The following is a 22,686-nucleotide window of genomic DNA, read 5'->3' as shown; positions in this document are numbered from 1 at the left end:
CAAAAACCGGAGCTTCAAAATGAATGCCGTAGCCAAGACCTTCTCCACCGAAGGCGATTACAAAGTTGCCGACATCTCCCTGGCCGACTGGGGCCGCAAGGAGATCGACATCGCCGAGCACGAAATGCCGGGCCTGATGTCCATCCGCAAGAAGTACGCCGCCACCGCGACGCTCAAGGGCGTGCGCGTGACCGGCTCGCTGCACATGACCATCCAGACTGCCGTGCTGATCGAGACCCTGCGCGACCTCGGCGCCGACGTGCGCTGGGCCTCGTGCAACATCTTCTCGACCCAGGACCATGCCGCCGCCGCGATCGCCGCCAGCGGTACGCCGGTGTTCGCCTGGAAGGGCGAGTCGCTGGAAGAGTATTGGGACTGCACCCTCGAAGCGCTCAGCTTCCCGGGCAACGGAACCGACAAGTACCTCGGCCCGCAGCTCGTCGTCGACGACGGCGGCGACGTCACCCTGCTGATCCACAAGGGCTACGAGCTCGAGAACGGCAGCGACTGGGTCAACACCGCCTCGGGCAACCACGAGGAACAGGTGATCAAGGATCTGCTCAAGCGCGTCCACGCCGAGCGCCCGGGCTTCTGGCACACCGTCGTGCGCGACTGGAAGGGCGTCTCGGAAGAGACCACCACCGGCGTGCACCGCCTCTACCAGCTGGCCGAAGCCGGCTCGCTGCTGGTGCCGGCGATCAACGTCAACGACTCGGTCACCAAGTCCAAGTTCGACAACCTCTACGGCTGCCGCGAGTCGCTGGCCGACGGCCTCAAGCGCGCGATGGACGTGATGCTGGCCGGCAAGGTTGCCGTGGTCTGCGGTTACGGCGACGTCGGCAAGGGTTCGGCGCACTCGCTGCGTGCCTACGGCGCGCGCGTGGTCGTCACCGAGATCGATCCGATCAATGCCCTGCAGGCGGCGATGGAAGGCTTCGAGGTCAACACCGTCGAGAGCACGCTGGGCCGTGGCGACATCTACGTCACCACCACCGGCAACAAGGACGTGCTGACGCTCGAGCACATGTCGCAGATGAAGGACCAGGCCATCGTCTGCAACATCGGCCACTTCGACAACGAAATCCAGGTCGACAAGCTCAACACCTCCGGTGCGGTCCGCCTGAACATCAAGCCCCAGGTCGACAAGTACACCTTCAAGCACGCTGATGGAAAGCCGGGCAACTCGATCTTCCTGCTGGCCGAAGGCCGCCTGGTCAACCTGGGCTGCGCCACCGGCCACCCGAGCTTCGTGATGTCCAATTCGTTCTCGAACCAGACGCTCGCGCAGATCGACCTGTGGGCCAACAAGGACAGCTACGAGCCGAAGGTCTACATCCTGCCCAAGAAGCTCGACGAGGAAGTCGCGCGCCTGCACCTGGAGAAGATCGGCGTGAAGCTGACCCGACTCACCGACGACCAGGCCGCCTACCTGGGCGTGTCGGCCGACGGTCCGTACAAGCCGGAGCACTACCGCTACTGATCGCGGCGACATTGCGATGGTGTGAAAGACGGGCGCTTCGGCGCCCGTTTTTTTTGCGACATCACGGTTCCACTCCATCGCGATAGAGAGATAGACTACGCCCCACCCCCTGCACCGGCGGCCTCGCATGACCCCGATCAGCTTCGAGTTCTATCCGCCCAAGACCGACGAGCAGCGCGCGCAGCTCGACAAGACCGCGGCGCGGTTGAAATCGCAGAACCCCGAGTACGTCTCGTGCACGTTCGGCGCTGGCGGCTCGACGCTGAGCTACACGCCGGAAACCGTCGAGCGGCTGCACCAGGCGCATGGCCTCGACGCCGCCCCGCATCTGTCCTGCGTCGGCGGCACCCGCGCCGAACTGGGCGAACTGCTGGAGCGCTACAAGGCGATGGGCTGCCATCGCATCGTCGCCCTGCGCGGCGACCTGCCTTCGGGCATGGGCCACACCGGCGACTTCCGCTACGCCACCGAGCTGGTCGAGTTCATCCGCCGCGAGCATGATGGCTATTTCCACATCGAAGTCGGCTGCTACCCCGAGTGCCACCCGCAAGCCGAGGACGCGCTCGCCGACCTGCGCCACTTCAAGGCCAAGATCGATGCCGGCGCCGATGGTGCGATCACCCAGTACTTCTACAACGCCGATGCCTACTTCCGGTTTGTCGACGATGCCCGCCGGCTCGGCGTCACCGTGCCGATCGTGCCGGGCATCATGCCGATCTCCAATTTCAGCCAGCTGCGCCGCTTCTCCGACACCTGCGGCGCCGAGATCCCACGCTGGATCGGCAAGCGCATGCATGCCTTCGGCGACGACGCCGACTCGATCCGCGAATTCGCTGCCGACCTGGTCGCGGCCATGTGCAAACGCCTGGTCGAAGGCGGCGCGCCGGGCCTGCACTTCTACACGCTCAATCTGTCCAAGCCGACGCTGTCGGTGATCTCGCGCCTGTAAGGCGGCCCGCAAACCAGGCAAGCACACGCCATTGACGCCCGCGGGTAGAGGATGAAACCTCCCGTTCCCCCGCGGGCCGAACATGAACACGCAGCCACGACGGGTGGCGGCCTGGGTATGCCTCTGGGTGCTGCTGCTGGCCGCCCCGACCCACGCCGTCGGCAGCCTCAACCGCTGCCAGGCCCACGACGGCCAGGCCGTCTATACCGACACTGCCTGCGCGGCGCTCGGCGCTGCGCCTGCGCCCATGTCGGCCGAACTGGTGAACCGCCTGACCTTCGATTCTTCCTCGTCGGCCAGCCTCGGCCTGCTCGGGACGACGAGGCACGGCGCAGTTCCCCTGCGCCGTCCGCCGGCGAGCGGCTGCGCACGCAACGTCGGACAACTCTCGCTGGACCTGATGGGCGCGTTCGCCATGGGCGATGTCAACCGCATCGCCGAAAGCTTTCACTGGCCGGGCCTGCAGCACCAGCAGGCGCAGTTGGTCATGAACCGCCTGCAGCGCCTGGCGCGGCAACCGCTGGTCGACGCCAGCTACTGGCCTTCGCTGGCCAGTGCGGGCGATAGCGGCGGCGCCATGCAGTTGATCTTCTCCGAGCCGCAGCAGGTGCTGGAACTTGGCGTGCAGCGGTATTCGGGCTGCTATTTCGTCCGCTTCTGAACGACGGCCCGCCAGGCGCACGTCCGCGGCCGGTGTTGATCGGACTGCGATGGGCGTATCGTCGCGGACCCCTTGCCGAAGCTAGTCTGCGCCGATGTCGATGTCGAAATGCCTGCTCGTGACCGTGCTGCTCGCCGCGGCGGCGTGGCAGCCGGTCGCCGCGCAGGTGCGGCGCTGCACGACATCCGAAGGCATGGACATCTACACCGACCGCGCCTGCCCGGATGTCGGCGCGGTCGAGCGCCCGCCCGAGCCCGTCGCGCCAAGGGCCGGCGCGAAAGAGCGCGGCGGTGGCTGCGCGCGCAACCTGCGCGACCTGGTCCAGGAGATCAATGGCGCCTTCGACGCCCGCGACGCCAACCGCCTGGCCGGTGTCTACAACTGGGCCGGCATGTCGGGCAGCGCCGCCTACGCCGCGCTCGAGCGACTTGATGCCCTGGTGCAGCAGCCGTTGATCGGCATCTATCCGGTGATGCCGGTCGAGCGCAGCGAGGAGGCGCCGCCGGAGTCACTGGCCGTTGCCGGCGGTAGCGAACCGCCACCGCGCCCGCGGCAGGCGCCCGTGGCACTGCGCGTGGAGCAGACGCTCGCCAATGGCAGCACGCCGTCGCGGACGGTATTCGGCCTGCAGAAGTACTTCGGTTGCTGGTGGATCAAGGGCTGAGACCCCTCGCAGGGCAAGGCCGCGACTTGGGCCGGGGCCTCGTCGCAGGGCACAATAGGCGCTTCCCCCTGACGGATGCCCGGCAATGCAATACCCCGAATGGATCTGGCAAAACGGCGCGATCAAGCGCTGGGCCGAAGCCACCACCCATGTCATGGCGCACGTGGTGCATTACGGTTCGTCGGTCTTCGAGGGCATCCGTTGCTACCAGACGCCTTCCGGCCCGGTGATCTTCCGCCTCACCGACCACAACACGCGCCTGTTCGCCTCGGCCAAGATCTACGACATGGCGATGCCGTATTCGCTGGAGCAGATCAACGCGGCCTGCCGTGATGTGCTCAAGGCCAACGACAACACCACCGACTACCTGCGCCCGGTTGCGTACCGCGGTCTGGGCGGTTTCGGCCTCTCGGCTGACACGCCGACCGATGTCGCCGTGGCGACCTGGAAAATGGGCCAGTACCTGGGCGCCAGCGTGGTCGACCAGGGCATCGACGCCTGCGTGTCGAGCTGGCAGCGCTTCGCGCCGAACACGCTTCCGGCAGGCGCCAAGGCGGGCGGCAATTACCTGTCCGGCCAGCTGGTCGCGCGCGAGGCTCGCCGCCTGGGCTTCGGCGAAGGCATCGCGCTTGCGTCCACCGGCCTGCTGTCGGAAGGCGCGGGCGAGAACCTGTTCCTGGTCTTCGACGGCGCCCTGCACACCACGCCGATCAGTGCCGCGCTGCTCAACGGCATCACTCGCAACACCATCATCACCCTCGCCCGCGACGCCGGCATCGAAGTGGTCGAACGCGACCTGCCGCGCGAGTATCTGTACCTGTGCGATGAGCTGTTCATGTGCGGCACCGCCGCCGAGATCACGCCGATCCGTTCGGTCGACGGCCGCCAGGTCGGCAGTGGCAAGCCGGGCGCGGTGACCCGCCGCATCCAGGAGCTGTTTTTCGGCCTGTTCGACGGCAAGACCCCGGACAAGTACGGCTGGCTCGAGCCGGTCTGAGCGAAGCCATCCTGGCGGGAGCCGGCATGCTGGCTCCCGCGGGGCAAACCGGCAATCAGGCCCGCGGGAAGACGCCGTCGGCGAATGCCAGCGTCGCGACCACGCCACGCTGCTCACCCGGACGCACCTGCACTTCCCAGCCGTACAGGGCGCACAGCCGGCGCACGATCGACAGGCCGATACCGCCGCCCTGCGAATGCGCGGCGTGGGTGCCGCGATAACCGCGCTCGAACAGCTTGGCGGCGTCCTCGGCGCTCAGGCCGGGGCCGGAATCGATCACCGCGACCGCCTTCGTACCCAGGCGCACCACGACGTCGCCTTCATTGCTGTACTTGACGGCATTGCCGATCAGGTTGCCCAGCGCCACCGACACCGCCGCCTCGGGCGCATCCACGACCAGCCCCTGCTCGCCCTCGACGCGAAGCTCCAGCGGTTTGCCGCCGAGCTGGGCGCGGTGCGCATCGAGCAATTGTTCGGCGACCTTGGCGACATCGGTGGCGCCGTGCCCGCGCTCGTTGCGTGAAAGCAAGAGCAGGGCGCTGATCAGGTCGGTGCATTGCTGCTCGGCGCGCTGGATGCGCAGCAGGCGGTTGCGCGTCTTGTCGTCCACGTCCGGACGCGACAGCAGCAGCTCGACCGCGCCCTTCACCACGGCCAGCGGCGTGCGCAGCTCGTGGCTGACGTCGGCGTTGAACTCGCGGTCGCGCTGGACCACTTCGGTCAGGCGCTCGGCATAGTCGTCGAGCGCCTCGGCGAGCTGGCCGACTTCGTCGTCGGGGAAATGCGATGCCAGGTTTTCCGGCTCCGAGCTGCGCCCCGACAGCTTGAGGCGATTGGCCAGCTCCGACACCGGGCTCATCACGCGCGATGCCGACCACCAGCCCACCAGCAGCGACAACACGGTGAACAGGAACACCGACGCCCAGATCGCCCGCTGGAACTGCGTCTCGCCGCGCGTCGCCTGCGACATGTCGTAGGCCAGGAAGAACCACGCCTTGGGTGTCTTGCGCACCGCCAGCTTGTACGAGAACGAGTTGCCGTCCGGGTCGACGCCGGTCATGCCGTAGATGCCGTCGCTCAGCTCGTACCACTCCGGCCAGTTGACCCGCACCGAGTCGAACTTGTCGGAGGTATAGACGTAGGCGCGGATCTGGTCGACGGCGAACTGCGGGTTGTCCGGGTTCTGCTCGAACTGGCGCGCCGCAACGTCGATGTTGCGGTTCATCACGTCTTCGATGATCTGGTTCTCGACGCGGTTGCGGGTCCAGTTCGTGGCCCAAGCGAACAGCGCCGTCAGGCCGAAGCCGAGCAGTACGAAAGCCAGGATGATGCGGCTGCGCAGCTGCCGCCGGAAGCGAGTCCTGCGTGGCGGACGCTGGGGTTCTTCGGCGACCGCCATGGGCTCAGCCGTTGTCAGGTGCGGCGATTCGGTAACCGATGCCGTGGCGGGTCTGGATCAGCGGTACCTCGAAGGGCTTGTCGACCACCGCGCGCAGGCCGTGGATGTGCACGCGCAGGCTGTCGGAGTCGGGCAGCTCCTCGCCCCACACGCGCGTCTCCAGCTCCTGCCGCGTGACCACGGCCGGCGAGGCCTCCATCAGCGCCTGCAGGATCTTCAGGGCGGTGGGGTTGAGCTGCAGCAGCTTGCCCTGGCGGCGGACTTCGAGCGTGTCGAGGTTGTATTCGAGGTCGGCGGTGTTGAGCACGCGCGTCTGCACGCCGCGGCCGCGGCGCGACAGCGCGTTCAGGCGCACCTCGACTTCCTGCAGGGCGAACGGCTTGATGAGGTAATCGTCGGCGCCCGAGTCGAAGCCGGCGAGCTTGTTCTCGAGGCTGTCGCGCGCGGTCAGCATCAGCACCGGGGTCTGCTTGCGCGCTTCGTTGCGCAGCTTGCGGCAGACCTCCAGGCCGTCGAGGCCGGGCAGGTTCAGGTCGAGCACGATCGCGTCGAAATCGTGGACCACCGCCAGGTGCAGGCCGGTGACGCCATCGGCGGCGAAATCCACGGTATGACCGCGGTCCTCGAGAAAGTCGCCGAGATTGGCGGCGATGTCCTGGTTGTCTTCGATGACGAGGATGCGCATGACTGGAACCTTCCTGGGTAGTGGGGCATTCGACCGTCGAACGTCGTCCAAGTTGCAGTGGCCCGGCGGACATCGCGCTGAAGACGGTCGCGCTGTCGCGGTGCAGCCGCTTAACGATCTTAACGTTCTTAACGATCTTAACGATTCTGCCAGAGCCGTCGTGTGCGCCAGTCACCTGTTGCACACGCGCCGTCGTCGGCGCGCTGGGCCATCGCGCAGACAAACAAAGGCCCAAGCGCGGGGCCACCGCGCCTGGGCCAAAAGGGTATTGCCCCGATTACCGTAACCTGCATCGACCAGGGACTGACTTGGTAGAGCGGCAGTGCTGCGGTAAGGACAGGCTACGCCGAAATCGATTAAACGGCTGTTAAAAAGGCTCGTTAATTTTTCGTTACGAAATCACGCCGGTTCTGATTGGCGTCGCTTACGTCGGTCTATAGCCGGCATCGTGCGCCCATTTTCGTCCAACGTCGAAATTCAGCGCGCGGCGGTCTTTTTTGCGATCCGCCGCTTCAGCCGATCGGCGACGTAACTGATGATCTCGGCGGCGACGTCGACCCCGGACGCATCCTCGATGCCTTCCAGGCCTGGCGACGAGTTCACTTCGAGCACGAGCGGGCCGCGCGCGCTGCGAATCAGGTCGACACCGGCTACACCAAGTCCGAGCACGCGCGCGGCACGAATGGCGACGTCCTGTTCGGCCGCGCTGGCGCGAACGCCCTTGGCCGAACCGCCGCGATGCAGGTTGGAGCGGAAGTCGCCCTTGGGCGCCTGCCGCTTCATCGCCGCCACGACGCGACCGCCGACCACGAAGCAGCGCACATCGGCGCCGCGCGCCTCCTCGATGAACTCCTGCACCAGGAAGTTGGCGTAGAGGCCACGCAGGGCCTCGATGACACCGCGCGAGGCCGACAGCTTCTCGGTCAGCATCACGCCGGCGCCCTGGGTGCCCTCGTTGAGCTTGATCACGTGCGGCGGAGCGCCGAGCATCGACAGCAGGTCGCCGGTGTCGTCGGGGTTGTCGCCGAACACCGTGGTCGGCAGGCCAATGTGCTCGGCGGCCAGCAACTGGTGGCAGCGCAGCTTGTCGCGGGCGCGCAGGATGGCGTCGGAGGAGTTGGGGGTGACCGAGTTCATCAGCTCGAACTGGCGCAGCACGGCCGAGCCGTAACGGGTCACCGACAGGCCGATCCGGGGGATCACCGCCTGGTAGCCGGAGATCGGCCGGCCCTTGTAGTGCATGCTGAAGCCATCGCTGGCGATGCGCATGTAGCAGCGCAGCGGGTCGAGCACCCGCACGCTGTGGTGCTGCTCGCGTGCGGCCTCGACCAGGCGACGAGTCGAGTAGAGCTTGCTGTTGCGCGACAGGATCGCCAGTTTCATTGCATTGATTTCACGATTGGCACGATCGCGCCCGAGATGGGCAGCCGGCCGTGCAGGAAGGAGCGCGCGGGATCGACGGTGAACACCCTCGCCAGCGCGGTGCGGCCCAGCAGCATCGGAAACAGCATGCCGCGCCGATCCGACAGATTGATTTCAACCACCCGCTCCACCCCGGCCAGCGACAGCACGCTGCGGACGAACACCCGGCGCGTGCAATGGCCGCCGGAATCGGTCACCTCGCGCTCGTCGTACACCGGCGCCGTCGCCTCGATGATCCCGCCGCGCTGGCCGGGACTGATCCTGAAGCCGACCCACGGCGCACCGCCATCGGAAAAACGCCATTGCGAATCCACGTGCAGGGCCGAACTGCGCGCACCGCTGTCGACCTTGGCGCGCAGGCGCGCGATGCCAAGCTCCGGCAAGGAAGCCCACTCACGCCAACCCAGGATGATCTTCGTTGCCATCGAGCCTCCAGGGCGGACCGCTGAAAGGCAAAAACGGCGGCCACTGTAAGGCAGGCCGCCGCTGCAGATGTTTGGAGCGGGTGACGGGATGGTGCAAACAGCAGTCACGACCGCGGGCACCACCGAGGCCGCCAATTTACTCCATCGCAATCGGACTTGGTACGCCCGCCGTCGGCTCCGCATGCCATGCAAACGGGTATACGCACGGCGGGCAAGGTTGCGGCCGTGGCAGGCCATCCATTCGGGCATGGTTGCCACTCCGCCCTCCCCACCGGGCCGCCCCGCGGCCCGGGTCCAACGCCACGAAAAAGGCCCGCACATTGGCGGGCCTTTTCCTGACTCTCGGAACTGGAGCGGGTGATGGGAATCGAACCCACGCTAGCAGCTTGGGAAGCTGCAGTTCTACCATTGAACTACACCCGCGTGCCGGGAAGTCTATGCGTTCAGGCGATCAGAAACCACCGCCGAGGCTGACGAACACGGTCGCGTCGTTGCCGCCCTTCTCGCCGACCGTCAAGCTGGTGCCGATGTTGGTCGCCATGCCGAACAGCTGCGTGCGCGCACCCAGAACCAGCGTGCCGTAGTTCTGGTCGAACTGCGAACCCGGGACGGCGAACGTGCCGGCGCCCGGCATCGAACGCAGGCTGGCGAAGACTTCGTCGTCGTTCTCCTCGAACTCGTGGTCGTAGGTCAGCTTGGCGTACGGGCTCAGGTGCTCGTTGACCGTGTAATCGACCTGCCAGCCGACGCTGCCGATCAGCGAGTCGTAGTCGCGGTCCATGAAGGTCAGCGCGGTGGCTTCCGTGCTGTTCTCGTCATAGCCGTCGACTTCGATCGTCTGCGACAGCACCTGGATTACCGGGCCGTGCTTGAGCGAGCCTTCGCCGAAGTTCCAGCCAGCAGCAAAACCGGCGCTGAGGTTGGTGCCGTCTGGCGAACCGGTGTGGGTGCGCGAGGTCGGGCCAAGCTTGACGCGGCGCTCGACGTCATAGGCGACCCAGCTGTAGCTCAGCTGGCCGTTGATCCAGGCCGAGCCGCTCGTCCAGCCCAGGTAGCCGCCGAGGGTGGCGTCGTCCTGGTCGAACTGGCCACGGTTGTTGCCCCAGTCCATCTTCTGCTGGCCGTAGCCGGCGAAACCGCCGTACACCAGCTCGCCGCTGGCCCAGTCGAGGCCGAAGCTCAGGGTCGGGCCCATGCCGTCGTAGTTGTCGCCGTCACCGTAGCGCTGGAAGTCGCCACGCACGTCGCCCCACCAGCGCATGCCCTCGCCTTGCGGACGCGAGCCGATCTGTGCGGCGACGCGATCGGCGCGGGCACGGCCGACGACCGCTTCGGAATGCGGCAGCACCGCCAGCTGGCGCGGGCCTTCGAGGATCGAGATCGCGTAGTCGCCGAGGATGGCGTGCGCCTTGGACGACGGGTGCACGCCGTCGGCGAAGGCATAGGCGTCCGGGGCATCGGGTGCGGCGTAGGAGGACGGGTTGCAGAACAGCGACGAATCGCCGGCCGGCACCGGCTGCGTGCGGCACGCCGGATTGGTGACGTTGCGGATGCCGTAGGGCGTCGGGTTGGCGACGATTTCCTGCAGCAGGTGGAAGGTATCGAGCGGAATCACCCGCAGGTTGGCCGAGGCCAGGCCGGCGAACAAGGCGTTGTTGTATGCGGTCGACAGCGCTGTGCCCTGCGCCTGCGCGACGGCGCCGCCGGCGCGCGACTGCGGCGTCAGGCCGAGGTCGGGCACGGTCGGCACCAGCACGTAGCGGGCGCCGGCGCTTTCCAGCGCGGCGACGTTGCCGACCTGCGCGGCGACGGCGCCACCGATGATTGCCTGCGCCTGTGCCGGTGCCGTCGCTGCTGCGAACAGGTCGTTGGCGCCGCCCCAGACGGTGTAGAGCGCATTGGCGTCGGCATGGCCGCCGTTGCGGCTGAGGTAGCTGCCGATCTGCGTGGTCAGCGACGGCACCGCGCCGAGCCCGCTGACGATGTTGGTGCCGTTGCGGGCGCCGCCGACGGCGTAGTTGCTGCCACCCTGGTTGTCACTCACGGCGTTGGAACCGTAGAAATCCGCCACGTACTCGGACCAGACCAGGCCCGGGTTGGTGGTGAAGCGACCCAGCAGCGCGCCCGAAGGACCCACCACTTGCACCAGCGCCGGCCGGAAATGGCCAGAGTCGGTCAGGCTGTCGCCAAAGAAGACGGTCTGCGAGTACGGATTGGCCTGGGCGAAAGCCGGAGCGGCCGCCAGCGCCAGAGCGGCGGCCAGCACGGTGCGAACGGGTGTCATCATTGAATCCCCTGGGGTGGCTGTGTGGTTGGTGTCGTTTTTGGAATCGGGTCCGTGAGGCCGACATACGCCCGCGGATGGAGCATCGAAACATGCGCCGTAGTCACACTCACGCCGCAGTGCGTCAAAAAGCGTGCCGGACTGGCCTGGGCCCGTGGCCGCGGCGACAATAGCACCATGGACATTCTCTTGAACGGCGAGCCGCGCGCGATCGCGGCCGACACGACGGTGCTGCAGCTGCTGCAGCTTGAAGGCCTGGGCGAGCGCCGGGTCGCGGTCGAAATCAACAGCGAAATCGTGCCGCGCAGCCGCCACGGCGAGCGCGCCCTGGCCAATGGCGACCGGGTCGAGATTGTCCACGCCCTGGGCGGCGGCTGACCCCGCTTCGCGCCTGCGCGGGCCCTTTGCAGGGCCGGTCGCCTGCAGCCATGCATGCGGGGCGACGCAGGCTCGGCTGCTAAACTAATGCGATGACCGCCCCGCTCATAAACGACCCCCTCGTCATCGCCGGCAAGCCGTACGCCTCGCGCCTGCTCACCGGTACCGGCAAGTTCACCGACCTGGAACAGACCCGCCTGGCGACCCGGGCCGCCGGTGCCCAGATCGTCACCGTCGCGATCCGCCGCAGCAACATTGGCCAGAACCCGGGCGAGCCGAACCTGCTCGACGTGCTGCCGCCGGACCGCTACACGATCCTGCCCAACACCGCCGGCTGCTACACCGTCGACGACGCCGTGCGCACCTGTCGCCTCGCCCGCGAGCTGCTCGATGGCCACAACCTGGTGAAGCTGGAAGTGCTGGGCGACCAGAAGACCCTCTACCCGGATGTCGTGCAGACGCTTGCCGCGGCCGAGATCCTGGTCAAGGACGGTTTCGACGTCATGGTCTACACCTCCGACGACCCGATCCTGGCCAAGCGCCTGGAAGAGATCGGTTGCGTCGCGGTGATGCCGCTGGCCGCGCCCATTGGTTCCGGCCTGGGCGTGCAGAACAAGTACAACCTGATCGAGATCGTCGAGAACGCCAAGGTGCCGATCATCGTCGACGCCGGCGTCGGCACCGCTTCGGACGCGGCCATCGCGATGGAGCTGGGCTGCGACGGCGTGCTGATGAACACCGCCATCGCCGGTGCCAGGGACCCGGTGCTGATGGCCCATGCGATGAAGCTCGCCGTCGAGGCCGGCCGCGCCGCGTTCAAGGCCGGCCGCATCCCGCGCAAGCGCTTCGCCAGTGCCTCCAGCCCGGTCGATGGATTGATTGGCTGATGTCGGATAGTTCAGTCACCGTTCGCCCTGAGCGTAGGCCCGGAGGGCCGAAGTCGAAGGACATGCAGGCGCTGTGGGCTGTCCTTCGACTTCGCGCCTGTGGCGCTACGCTCAGGACGAACGGAGCTGCGTGGCATGACTGATCAAGGCTCCCGCAAGGCCCCACCCAAGCCGTTCACCATCGAAGAAGGCCACCGCAAGGTGCGCAGCTTCGTGCTGCGGCAGGGGCGGTTCACCGAGGCCCAGCAGCGCGCGTTCGACCAGCTATGGCCCCGCTTTGGCCTGGATTACGCAGGCGTGCCGCGCGATTTCGATGCCGCCTTCGGCCGCCAGGCCAGGCGCGTGCTCGAGATCGGATTCGGCAACGGCGAGGCCCTGCGCTTCGCCGCGCAGAACGACCACGAGCGCGACCTGATCGGCATCGAAGTGCACGCGCCCGGCGTCGGCCGCCTGCTCAATGCCCTGGCCGAGGACGGCAGCGACCACGTCCGCGTCTACCACCACGATGCCGTCGAAGTGCTGCACAACGAGATCGTCGACGGATCGCTCGACGAGATCCGCATCTACTTCCCCGACCCCTGGCACAAGAAGCGCCACAACAAGCGCCGCCTGGTCCAGCCCGAGTTCGCCCGGCTGCTGGTCGCCAAGCTCGCCGAAGGCGGACGCTTGCACCTGGCTACCGATTGGCAGGACTATGCCGAGCAGATGTGGGATGTGCTCGATGCGACGCCCGGCCTGAGCAACCGCGCTGGTCCGCGCGGCAGCGTGGACCGTCCGCAGTGGCGACCGCAGACCCATTTCGAGACCCGCGGCCAGAAACTCGGCCACGGCGTGTGGGACCTCCTCTACGACCGCGTCCAGTAACGCGTTCCCTAAACGCATGAGTCGCTAACGCCCCGGCATGGATACCGCGCTGACGCTCACCACCGACATGAAGCTCGTGCTCGGGCTGGTGGGCTTCACGATGGTCATGTTCCTGTTCGAGCGCATCCGCGCCGACGTGGTGGCCCTGGTCGTGCTGGTGCTGCTGGGCCTGTCGGGACTGGTCGAACCGGACGAACTGTTCAACGGCTTCTCCGGCAACGCGGTGATCAGCATCATCGCAACCATGATCCTCGGCGCCGGCCTGGACCGCACCGGCGCGCTCAACCGCCTCGCCGGCTGGCTGCTGCGACGCGCGCACGGCGTCGAGCAGCGACTGCTGCTGCTGACCAGCGCCGTCGCTGGCCTCAACTCGTCGATCATGCAGAACCCGTCGGTGATGGCGCTTTACATGCCCGTCGCCGCGCGCCTGTCCTCGCGCACCGGCCTGACCCTGCCACGCCTGCTGCTGCCGATCGCCTGCGCGATCGTGATGGGCGGCGCGCTGACCATGGTCGGCAATTCGCCACTGATCCTGCTCAACGACCTGCTGATCGCCGCCAACAGCAACCTGCCCTCGGGCGCGGCCACGATCGAACCGCTGAAGATGTTCGCGCCGCTGCCGATCGGCCTGGCGTTGCTGGGCGCGTCGCTGGCGTACTTCCACTTCTTCGGCGACAAGCGCCTGCGCGACGAGGACGGCAAGGGCGCGACGCCGGCACGCACGCAGAGCTACTTCGCCAAGGCCTACGGCATCGACGGCGATGTCTACGAACTCACCGTCACCGCCGACAGCCCCCTGGTCGGCATGTCGCTGGGCGAAGCGGAGGCACTGCACAACGCGCCGCTGCTGCTGGCCCTCAAGAGCGACAGCGAGTCGCGCCTGGCGCCGCCGGCCGACACGCGCATCTGGGTCGGCAGCGTGCTCGGCGCGATGGGCCCGCGCCAGCAGGTCAGCGACTTCGCCCAGAACCACTTCCTGCGCCTGTCCTCGCGCCTGAAGAATTTCGGCGACCTGTTCAACCCCAGTCGCGCCGGCATCTCCGAAGCGGTGGTGCCGGCAACCTCGAAGTTCATCGGCAAGAACGGCCGCGACCTGCAGTTGCGCAAGCAGATGGGCCTGAGCCTGCTGGCGATCAACCGCGACAAGGCGGTGCTGCGCGAGAACGTGCGCGACGTGGCCTTGCGCGCCGGCGACATGCTGGTCTTCCACAGCATCTGGACCGACCTGGCGCAGGCGGCCGAGAGCAAGGACCTGGTGGTGGTCACCGACTACCCCAAGGGCGAGCAGCGCCCGCACAAGTTCAAGATCGCCATGGCGATCTTCGCCATCTCCATGTTGCTGGCGCTGTCCTCGCGCCTGCCGGTGTCGATCGCGCTGATGACCGGCGTGGCCGGCATGCTGATTGCCGGCGTGCTCAACATCGACGAGGCCTACGCCGCGATCAACTGGAAGACGGTGTTCCTGATGGCCTGCCTGATCCCGCTGGGCTGGGCGATGGACTCCAGCGGCGCGGCGGCCTGGGTGGCCGGGCACACGATCGAGCGGTTGCCGACCGGCACGCCGGTGTGGCTGCTGGAAATACTGGTCGGCCTGTTCACCACATTGTTCTCGCTGGTGATCAGCCACGTCGGGGCCACCATCGTCACCGTGCCACTGGCGATCAACCTGGCGCTGGCCGCGGGCGGCAACCCGGTGGCGTTCGCGCTGATCGTGGCGCTGTCGGCGTCGAACAACTTCATGACCGCGTCGAACCCGGTGGTCTCGATGATCACCGGCCCGGCGGGGTACACCGCCAAGGAACTGTGGAAGATCGGCGCACCGTTGTCGCTGATCTATACGGTGGTGATCGTGGCGATGATCAACCTGCTGTACTGAGGTTGCCGTCGAGCCACACCGCGTCATCGCGCACCGACACGTTCACGGCGCGCAGCGCCTCGCCCCGGCACGGACCGGCCACGCACTCGCCGCCGCGCAGCTCGAAGCTCGCCCCGTGCGCCGCGCAGACCAGCAGGCCGTCCTTGCTCTTGAGGAACTGACCGGGCGCCCAGTCCAGGCGCCGGCCGGCGTGCGGGCAGATATTGAGCCACGCACGCACGTGATCGCCGTCACGATAAATAATCAGTGACTCGGCGTCGCCGTCTATGACCGCCTCGACCTCGGCGAAAGCCCCGTCCGGCAGACGTTCCAGTGGCAGCAGGGGTGACATCGCGGCGGGGGCCTCGTGCTGAATGCTTAACGAAGTTCTCACACCTTCGCCCAACCCTGGCCCGATACTCCGTTGCCCGGCTTGTTGCCGCATTGTGTCACGACGTCGCCGATGTTCGCCCAGACCTTCCGTTTCGACTCCGCCCAGTTCCAGCGTGTGCGCTCCGCTTTCGAGCCGCGCAAGCCGCGTCACCGCCTGCTGCGCTTCGCGCTCGGCGTGGTCGGTCTGGGCCTGCTGCTGGTGCTGGTGATGTTCAGCGTCGTCCTCGGCGCGGCGATGATCGCTGCCGGCGTGGTCTACAAGCTGTGGAAGGGACGCGGCAATGCCGCCGCCCGCGATGCCCGGATCGTCGAGGCCGAGTACCGCGTGGTCGACCCGCGCGTGGTGGAAGGCCAGGTGCTGGAAGGCCAGGTGCTCGAGGCCGACCGCGGCCGCTCCAGGCGCACCGCACCGTAACCGGCTGGCGTGATCGAATGAGCGACGTGATCGCGGCGCTGCCGCAACCCCGTGTTCCGGTGCATGGCGCCGCGGACCGGTTCTTCCCCGTCCACCGTATCTACTGTGTCGGCCGCAACTTCGCCGACCACGCCCGCGAGATGGGCGCCGCCGTGCCCGCCTCCGCGGCCGATCGCGGCAACCCGGTGTTCTTCCTCAAGCCCGCCGACGCCATCGCGCTCGACGCCGACGTGCCCTACCCGCCCGGCACCCGCGACCTGCACCACGAAGTCGAGCTGGTCGTGGCGATCGGCCGCGACGCCCCCGCGGGCGTGCTCGATGCGGCCGATGCCGGCGCCCTGGTCTATGGCTATGCGGTCGGTCTCGACCTGACCCGGCGCGACCTGCAGGGCGCGGCCAAGGCCAAGGGCCTGCCCTGGGACACCGGCAAGGCGTTCGACCATGCCGCGCCGATCAGCGCCATCGTGCCGGCCGCGCAGGTCGGTGAACTCGGCCCGCGCAAGCTCACGCTGCAGATCAATGGCGACACCCGCCAGGCCGGCTCGCTCGCCGACCTGATCTGGACCGTGCCGGAAATCCTGCACGAACTGTCGAAGCTGTACGCGCTGCGCGCTGGCGACCTGGTGTTCATGGGCACGCCCGCCGGCGTCGGTCCCTTGCAACCGGGCGACCGCTTCCACGCCGTGCTCGAAGGCGTCATCGAACACTCCGGCCGCATCCTCGCTGCACAGACCGCAGACGCCGCGCCGGTATAGTCGTTCGCCAGGGCTTGCGCCAGCAAACCCTCAGGCAATCACGGAGACAGTGCAGCCATGGGAATGATCAGCGAGTTCAAGGAATTCATTTCGCGCGGCAACGTCATCGACCTCGCCGTCGGCGTGGTGATCGGCGCGGCGTTCGGCAAGATCGTGACCGCGCTGGTCGACGGCATCGTGATGCCGGCCATAGGCGCCGTCACCAAGGGCGCCAGCGTCACCGACTGGAAGTACATCATCAAACCGGCGCAGCTCGACTCGGCCGGCAAGGAAGTGGCCGCCGAGCTGGCCATCAAGTACGGCCTGGTCATCCAGACCGTGATCGACTTCCTGCTGATCGCGCTGGTGATCTTCCTGGTGCTCAAGGCCTACAACCGCGTGCGCGCCCCGGCGGCGGCGCCGGCCGTGCCCGAAGACGTGCTGCTGCTGCGCGAGATCCGGGATTCGTTGAAGAAGTGAGGGACGATTGGCGGCTTCCGCCAATGCGCGCACAGCGGGCGTGACCATAGGCACCCCCCCTGCGAACCGGCGAGTTGCTACGCTCGCGGTTTCGACTTCGGGGAGTCCTTGCTGATGCGTGCAACGTTGTCCGTGGCCATTGCCACCCTGCTTTCCGCCGCGGTGCTGTCCAGCGGCGACGTCAACGCCGCGCAGCCGACGACGCGCATCCCCGACAAGGCCATCGCCACCGCGGCACAGCTGCGCGAAACCGCGCTGGCCAGCGACCTGGGCTACCGCATCACCGAATCGCTGACCACCGAAGTCGGTCCGCGCATGGCCGGCAGCGAAGCCGATGCGCGCGCGGTCGCCTGGGCGGTGGCCAAGTTCAAGGAGCTCGGCTTCGACAAGGTCTGGACCGAGCCGGTGACTTTCCCGAAGTGGGAGCGCCGCAGCGAGCGCGCGAACGTGGTTGGCGCCAACGCGCAGCCCCTGCACCTGACCGCGCTGGGCGGAAGCCCTGCCGGCACGGTCGAGGGCGAAGTCGTGCGCTTCGCCGACCTGGCGGCGCTGGAAGCCGCCGCACCGGGCTCGCTCGCCGGCAAGATCGCCTTCATCGACTACAAGATGGAACGCGCCCGCGACGGCGCCGGCTACGGTCCCGGTTCGCGCGTGCGCAGCAAGGGTCCGTCGGCGGCGATCCGCGCCGGTGCGGCCGCCTACCTGATGCGTTCGGCCGGTACCGATTCGCACCGCAACCCGCACACCGGCATCACCCGCTTCGACGATGGCCTGACGCCGATTCCGTCGGCGGCGCTGTCGGTGCCCGACGCCGACCAGCTGGCACGCCTGCTCGCGCTCGGCGCGGTCAAGGTCAACGTCGCGCTCGATTGCGGCTGGGACGGCCAGTACACCTCGCACAATGTCATCGGCGAGATCCGCGGCAGCAGCAAGCCCAACGAAGTGGTGGTGATCGGCGGCCACCTGGATTCGTGGGACCTGGGCACCGGTGCGATCGACGACGGCGCCGGCGTCGGCCTGACCATGGCAGCCGGCAAGCTCATCGGCAACCTCAAGCATCGCCCGGCGCGCACCATCCGCGTGGTGGCCTTCGCCAATGAGGAGCAGGGCCTGCATGGCGGCAAGGCGTATGCGAACGCGCATGTCGCCGAACTGTCGCGCCACCAGATCGGTGCCGAGAGCGACTTTGGCGCCGGCCGCATCTATGCCTATTCGAGCTCGGCCCCGGACTACGCCAAGCAGGCCGACGAGCAGATCGCGCAGGCGCTGGCGCCGCTGGGAATCGAACACGTGCCCGGCCAGGGTGGCCCGGGTCCGGACATCGGCCCGTTCGCCGAGAAGGGCCTGGCCTGGGGACGCCTGGCGCAGGACGGCAGCGACTACTTCGACCTGCACCACACCCCTGACGACACCTTCGACAAGATCGATCCGAAGGCGCTGGCGCAGAACGTCGCTGCGTATGCGGTGTTCGCCTATCTAGCGGCCTCGGCCGAGGGCGGCTTCGGCAGCGCCCCCAGGACCGAGGCGGCTCCCGCGAAGTAATGGCTGATCCAAGCCGACGCCGCCAGGTCGGAATTGCGTAAAGGCGGCGTCGGATTGATGTAGAGGGCGTGCACCGGCTGTCGGATGAATGGCGGAAAGCGCCACTTTGCCGTGCACAGCGCCTGCTTTGGACTCGCTGGGCTAATGACGGCCGGATACCCGACGGAGCAGACTCCGCGGGTCCGAACCCCTGCTGTGGGCGCAGTCAGATCAAGCAACCGGGAGGGTCTCCATGGGAACTCCATCGCTCCACGCCGCTTCGCGCAATGCAGCCGACGCCGCTGCGTATGCTTCCGCCTACCCCGCTCCGCGCGCGCCCGCCGCCCGCGGCAGGCCGCGGGCATCGCGGACCGACACCGTTGCCCGGGTGCTCGAACTGATCGACCTGCAGCACTGGCCGCTGCACCTGTCCGACCTGTGCCGCGCGGCCGGGGTCAGCGAGCGCACGATGCGCACGATCATCAACGAGCAGTTCGATGTCGGGCCCAGCCAGTACCTGCGCCTGCGCAGGCTGCAGATGCTGCACGACGCGCTCGCGCATGCCGACCCGCACGGCGCCACGGTGGCCACGGTCTCGTCGCGCTTCGGCTACGCGCACGGCGGTCGAATGGCTTCGGAATACCTCGAACTCTTCGGCGAGTACCCGAGCCAGACGCTGGGACGGGCGTTCGTCGCACAGGCGTTGGGCGGCATGTAAAACTGCAACGCGCCGACACCATGGAACCGAACCGTGCGCGACCAGTATCCGCAGATCGAGCCCTATCGCTGCTTCCGCCTTGCCGTCGACGAATTGCACGAGCTCCACGTCGAGGAGTGCGGCAATCGCGACGGAATTCCAGTGGTGTTCCTGCACGGCGGGCCCGGCGCGGGCGTGTCGCCGTACCACCGGCGCTTCTTCGATCCGGCCAGGTACCGCATCGTCCTGTTCGACCAGCGCGGCGCGGGCAAGTCGACACCGCATGCGGAACTGCGCGACAACACCACCTGGCACCTGGTGGCCGACATCGAGAAGATCCGCGAGCACCTGGGGATCGAGCGCTGGGCGGTGTTCGGCGGTTCGTGGGGTTCGACGCTGGCGCTGGCCTACGCGCAGTCGCACCCGGACCGCGTGACCGGGCTGGTGCTGCGCGGCATCTTCCTGGGCCGCTCCTACGAGCTGCGCTGGTTCAACGAGCTCGATGGCGGCGCATCGCAGATCTTCCCGGAGCGCTGGTCGCACTACCTGGCGCACATCCCCGAGTCAGAGCGTGGCGACATGATCGAGGCGTACTGGCGTCGGCTCGACAGCGACGACGAGGCGACGCGACTGGCCGCCGCGCACGCATGGGGCCATTGGGAAGGCGGCAGCACCACGCTCGTGCACGATCCGGACGAACCGGGGAATTTCGCCGACCCGCAGGTGGCGCTGGCGGTGGCGCGCGCGGAAGCGCACTACTTCCGCCACGCGATGTTTCTCGAGCACGACCAGCTGTTGCGCGACATCGACCGCATCCGCCACATTCCGGCGACGATCGTGCACGGACGCTACGACATCATCTGCCCGGTGCGCGCCGCCTGCGATCTGGCCGCGGCCTGGCCACAGGCGCAGCTGCGGATCGTGCTGGCCGGCCACAGCGCGGCCGACCCGGCGATCGTCGATGCGCTGGTGACGGCCACCGACGCCATGGCATCGGGCGAGGCCGCCACTTCGGTTACGGCACGGTGATGATCACCTTGCCGCGGGCGCGACTGGATTCGAGATAGCGGATCGCATCGGGCAGCTCTTCCAGCGGGTAGGTGCGGTCGATCACCGGCGTGACCTTGCCGTCGGCCATCAACCGGGCCAGTTCGTTGAGGTCCTTCTGGTTGAGCTCGGCCAGCACCATGCCCATGTGCTGCGACACGAACCACGAGGTTACCGCCGCGCCAATGGGCTTGATCATCGGCCCGATCCAGCGGCCGTTGTCGGGCCCGCCGCCACCGATCAGCACATACCTGCCGTCGGGCTTGAGCACGCGCCGGTTCTCGGCCAGCGAACGGTTGCCGACGTTGTCGAGAATGACGTCGTACTTCTGCGTGCCCTGGGTGTAGTCGGTGGTCTTGTAGTCGATGACCGTATCGGCGCCGAGCGAGCGCACCAGCTCGACGTTGCGCGTGCTGCACACGCCGGTCACGTTGGCGCCGAAGGTCTTGGCGATCTGCACCGCATAGGTGCCGACGCCACCGGAGGCGCCATTGATCAGCACCGTCTGGCCGGCCCGCAGCTTGCCGCCATCGCGAAGCCCTTGCAGCGCGGTCACGGCGGCGACGCCGACGCCGGCGGCCTGCTCGAAACTGAGATTGGCAGGCTTGGCGACGATGGCGCGATCCTGCTTGACCGTGACGTACTGGGCAAACGCGCCGGTGCGACCGCCGAGCACTTCGTCGCCGGGTTTGAAACGCGTCACGCCCTTGCCGACCGCTTCGACCGTGCCGGCAAAGTCGACGCCCAGGCGGATCTCTTTCGGTCGGCGCAAGCCGGTGCCCATGCGCATCAGGTAAGGCGTGCCGCGCAGGTAGTGCCAGTCCAGTGGATTGGCCGCCGCGGCGCGCACGCGCACCAGCACCTCGTCGTTGGCCGGCACCGGTTTTTCGATGTCACCGTAATGCAGCGCATCGGCGGTGCCGTAGTCGCAGTAGGTGACGGCTTTCATCGGCTGCGTCAACGCCACCGCCGGGCCGCTGCACACGTTGTCCGAGCGCCACCAGGCCACCGCGAAGGCCAGCATCGCGAGCACCACCACGACGGCACCGAATCCTGCCACGCGCTTGAGTCTCATGTTGTCCCCTCCGCATCGGGTGCTGCCGCGAGCCGGCGCACTCCGGCGCCAGCGGACGATTGCACTGAAAAAGTTAATTCGGCGTGACCGGCCGCAGCGTCGAGGCCCACGGCCTCCGCTATCCTGCGGCAACTTCCCGAGCGACCCCGCCGGACCCATGCCTGCCAAGCCAGCCCATCTTCCCCTTCGCCAGCACGCATTGACCCTGCTGTTGGTCCTTGTGTCGTTCGTCGCCGCTGCCGGCGAAGGCAGCACGACGACCTACTATCCGCCGCGTGGCGACTGGGAGCGGGTGACGCCTGCGCAGGCCGGCTTCGATCCGCAGCGACTGCAGCAGGCCATTGCCTTCGCCCAGGCACACGAGGCGCCGGAGCCACGCGACCAGGCGCAATCGCTGGCGCAGAGTTTCGGCAGCAAGGAGCCGGCCTTTGGCGGGCTGCTCGGGCCCACGTCCGAGCGCGCCGCAATGAACGGGGTGATCGTCAGTGGCGGCCGTGTGATCGCCGAGTTCGGCGACACCCACAGCCTCGACATGAGCCACAGCGTCACCAAGACCTTCCTCGGCACGGTGGTCGGACTGGCCTGGCAGGACGGGCGGATCGGCGACACCAACGACCGCGTCGCCGGCTACATGCCGCGCGATGTCGACCTGTTCGCATCCCAACACAATGCGCCGATCACCTGGGAGCACCTGCTGCGCCAGACCAGCGACTGGGAAGGCACGCTGTGGGGCAAGCCCGACTGGGCCGACCGGCCATCCGGGCCGCCGGAGCAGTGGCCGCAGCGCGCGCGCCACGTTCCCGGCAGCCACTACATGTACAACGACGTGCGCGTGAACGTGCTGGCGCTGGCGGCGCTGCAGGTGTGGCGCCAGCCACTGCCGCAGGTGCTGCGCGAGCGGATCATGGATCCGATCGGCGCGAGCAGCCGCTGGCGCTGGCACGGCTACCGCAATTCCTGGATCGAACTGGACGGCGAGAAGCTGCAGTCGGTGTCCGGCGGCGGGCACTGGGGCGGCGGCATGTTCATCGACAGCTGGGATCTGGCCCGCTTCGGCTATCTGTTCCTGCGCGACGGCCGCTGGCAGGACCGCCAGCTGGTCTCGCCCGAGTGGATCGCAAAGGCGCGCACGCCGGGCAGCGACAACGACCAGTACGGCTACTGCAACTGGTTCCTCAACACCGGCCGCAAGGCGCTGCCGTCGGCGCCGGCCAGCAGCGTCACCTTCCGCGGCAACGGCCAGAACATCGTCTACATCGATCGCGACAACGACCTGCTGATCGTCGTGCGCTGGATCGACCGCGGCGACGCGCTCGACCAGTTCATCGGCAAGGTGCTAGCGGCGCGTCGGAGCGCACCGCAGGCACGTTGACG

The 22,686-nt window shown here is 67.7% G+C and carries 23 protein-coding genes and 1 tRNA gene; 16 read left to right on the top strand and 8 right to left on the bottom strand.

What is annotated here, in order from left to right; genetic code table 11:
- The first annotated feature begins 19 nt into the window (after positions 1–19).
- The 5 genes from ahcY (at position 20) to AC1DER_RS12550 (ending at position 4,751) form a co-directional block, all read left to right on the top strand.
- Positions 20–1,480 (top strand): adenosylhomocysteinase, encoded by a 1,461-nt coding sequence (gene ahcY / locus AC1DER_RS12570; protein WP_477245830.1) that lies wholly within the window; start codon positions 20–22, stop codon positions 1,478–1,480.
- Positions 1,481–1,607: 127 nt separating this feature from the next.
- The gene (gene metF / locus AC1DER_RS12565) at positions 1,608–2,429 is read left to right on the top strand and encodes a methylenetetrahydrofolate reductase [NAD(P)H] (RefSeq protein ID WP_477245832.1); all 822 of its coding nucleotides are present in this window, start codon (positions 1,608–1,610) and stop codon (positions 2,427–2,429) included.
- A gap of 82 nt (positions 2,430–2,511) precedes the next feature.
- Entirely contained in the window at positions 2,512–3,090 is a 579-nt protein-coding gene (locus AC1DER_RS12560; protein ID WP_477245834.1) for a hypothetical protein, read from the top strand.
- 94 nt (positions 3,091–3,184) lie between these two features.
- Positions 3,185–3,754 (top strand): hypothetical protein, encoded by a 570-nt coding sequence (locus AC1DER_RS12555; protein WP_477245836.1) that lies wholly within the window; start codon positions 3,185–3,187, stop codon positions 3,752–3,754.
- Between the two features lie 85 nt (positions 3,755–3,839).
- The gene (locus tag AC1DER_RS12550) at positions 3,840–4,751 is read left to right on the top strand and encodes a branched-chain amino acid transaminase (protein ID WP_441817118.1); all 912 of its coding nucleotides are present in this window, start codon (positions 3,840–3,842) and stop codon (positions 4,749–4,751) included.
- A gap of 55 nt (positions 4,752–4,806) precedes the next feature.
- Here AC1DER_RS12550 and AC1DER_RS12545 read toward each other — a convergent pair whose 3' ends face one another.
- The 6 genes from AC1DER_RS12545 to AC1DER_RS12520 form a co-directional block, all read right to left on the bottom strand.
- Positions 4,807–6,150 (bottom strand): sensor histidine kinase, encoded by a 1,344-nt coding sequence (locus AC1DER_RS12545; RefSeq protein ID WP_477245838.1) that lies wholly within the window; start codon positions 6,148–6,150, stop codon positions 4,807–4,809.
- A gap of 4 nt (positions 6,151–6,154) precedes the next feature.
- Positions 6,155–6,835: a response regulator transcription factor gene (locus tag AC1DER_RS12540; protein WP_158733826.1), complete on the bottom strand. Its 681-nt coding sequence runs from the start codon at positions 6,833–6,835 to the stop codon at positions 6,155–6,157.
- A gap of 477 nt (positions 6,836–7,312) precedes the next feature.
- Entirely contained in the window at positions 7,313–8,218 is a 906-nt protein-coding gene (gene rimK / locus AC1DER_RS12535; RefSeq protein WP_477245841.1) for a 30S ribosomal protein S6--L-glutamate ligase, read from the bottom strand.
- Entirely contained in the window at positions 8,215–8,931 is a 717-nt protein-coding gene (locus AC1DER_RS12530) for an ATP-dependent zinc protease family protein (protein WP_477245843.1), read from the bottom strand. Before AC1DER_RS12530 ends, rimK begins: the two co-directional genes overlap by 4 nt.
- 100 nt (positions 8,932–9,031) lie before the next feature.
- A tRNA-Gly gene (locus AC1DER_RS12525) sits at positions 9,032–9,105 on the bottom strand.
- Between the two features lie 28 nt (positions 9,106–9,133).
- The gene (locus AC1DER_RS12520) at positions 9,134–10,945 is read right to left on the bottom strand and encodes an autotransporter outer membrane beta-barrel domain-containing protein (RefSeq protein WP_441817324.1); all 1,812 of its coding nucleotides are present in this window, start codon (positions 10,943–10,945) and stop codon (positions 9,134–9,136) included.
- Between the two features lie 198 nt (positions 10,946–11,143).
- On the opposite strand from AC1DER_RS12520, the gene thiS reads away from it, so the two are divergent.
- The 4 genes from thiS (at position 11,144) to AC1DER_RS12500 (ending at position 14,971) form a co-directional block, all read left to right on the top strand.
- The gene (thiS, locus tag AC1DER_RS12515; protein WP_441817114.1) at positions 11,144–11,344 is read left to right on the top strand and encodes a sulfur carrier protein ThiS; all 201 of its coding nucleotides are present in this window, start codon (positions 11,144–11,146) and stop codon (positions 11,342–11,344) included.
- 92 nt (positions 11,345–11,436) lie between these two features.
- Complete coding sequence (locus tag AC1DER_RS12510; RefSeq protein ID WP_477245846.1) at positions 11,437–12,231, top strand: thiazole synthase; 795 nt, start codon at positions 11,437–11,439, stop codon at positions 12,229–12,231.
- A gap of 135 nt (positions 12,232–12,366) precedes the next feature.
- Positions 12,367–13,095 carry a tRNA (guanosine(46)-N7)-methyltransferase TrmB gene (gene trmB, locus AC1DER_RS12505; RefSeq protein ID WP_477245848.1) on the top strand — a complete coding sequence of 243 codons (729 nt, stop codon included), beginning with the start codon at positions 12,367–12,369 and terminating at the stop codon, positions 13,093–13,095.
- Between the two features lie 37 nt (positions 13,096–13,132).
- Positions 13,133–14,971, top strand: coding sequence for an SLC13 family permease (locus tag AC1DER_RS12500; RefSeq protein WP_441817111.1), 1,839 nt, complete (start codon positions 13,133–13,135; stop codon positions 14,969–14,971).
- Here the strand turns inward: AC1DER_RS12500 and AC1DER_RS12495 are convergent.
- The gene (locus tag AC1DER_RS12495) at positions 14,955–15,302 is read right to left on the bottom strand and encodes a Rieske (2Fe-2S) protein (RefSeq protein WP_477245850.1); all 348 of its coding nucleotides are present in this window, start codon (positions 15,300–15,302) and stop codon (positions 14,955–14,957) included. The two genes, AC1DER_RS12500 and AC1DER_RS12495, sit on opposite strands and share 17 nt — an antisense overlap.
- A gap of 111 nt (positions 15,303–15,413) precedes the next feature.
- Between AC1DER_RS12495 and AC1DER_RS12490 the strand changes: the two genes are divergently transcribed.
- The 6 genes from AC1DER_RS12490 (at position 15,414) to pip (ending at position 20,219) form a co-directional block, all read left to right on the top strand.
- Positions 15,414–15,758 (top strand): hypothetical protein, encoded by a 345-nt coding sequence (locus AC1DER_RS12490; RefSeq protein WP_477245852.1) that lies wholly within the window; start codon positions 15,414–15,416, stop codon positions 15,756–15,758.
- 17 nt (positions 15,759–15,775) lie between these two features.
- Positions 15,776–16,513, top strand: a complete 738-nt coding sequence (locus AC1DER_RS12485) for a fumarylacetoacetate hydrolase family protein (RefSeq protein ID WP_477245854.1) — start codon at positions 15,776–15,778, stop codon at positions 16,511–16,513.
- Positions 16,514–16,570: 57 nt separating this feature from the next.
- Complete coding sequence (gene mscL, locus AC1DER_RS12480) at positions 16,571–16,972, top strand: large conductance mechanosensitive channel protein MscL (protein ID WP_441817107.1); 402 nt, start codon at positions 16,571–16,573, stop codon at positions 16,970–16,972.
- Between the two features lie 114 nt (positions 16,973–17,086).
- A complete protein-coding gene (locus AC1DER_RS12475; RefSeq protein WP_477245857.1) occupies positions 17,087–18,514 on the top strand; it encodes a M28 family peptidase in 1,428 nt (475 codons plus the stop codon).
- Positions 18,515–18,746: 232 nt separating this feature from the next.
- Entirely contained in the window at positions 18,747–19,211 is a 465-nt protein-coding gene (locus AC1DER_RS12470) for a helix-turn-helix domain-containing protein (protein ID WP_477245859.1), read from the top strand.
- Between the two features lie 33 nt (positions 19,212–19,244).
- A complete protein-coding gene (pip, locus tag AC1DER_RS12465; protein ID WP_441817104.1) occupies positions 19,245–20,219 on the top strand; it encodes a prolyl aminopeptidase in 975 nt (324 codons plus the stop codon).
- Here the strand turns inward: pip and AC1DER_RS12460 are convergent.
- Complete coding sequence (locus AC1DER_RS12460) at positions 20,206–21,312, bottom strand: NAD(P)-dependent alcohol dehydrogenase (protein WP_477245861.1); 1,107 nt, start codon at positions 21,310–21,312, stop codon at positions 20,206–20,208. The two genes, pip and AC1DER_RS12460, sit on opposite strands and share 14 nt — an antisense overlap.
- Positions 21,313–21,511: 199 nt before the next feature.
- On the opposite strand from AC1DER_RS12460, the gene AC1DER_RS12455 reads away from it, so the two are divergent.
- Positions 21,512–22,684 (top strand): serine hydrolase domain-containing protein, encoded by a 1,173-nt coding sequence (locus tag AC1DER_RS12455; RefSeq protein WP_477245863.1) that lies wholly within the window; start codon positions 21,512–21,514, stop codon positions 22,682–22,684.
- Positions 22,685–22,686: the final 2 nt, after the last annotated feature.

It is taken from the genome of Lysobacter sp. 05T417 (genome assembly GCF_056396405.1).
The sequence above is the reverse complement of the archived record's forward strand: the minus strand, read 5'-3'. Positions and strand labels throughout refer to the sequence as shown.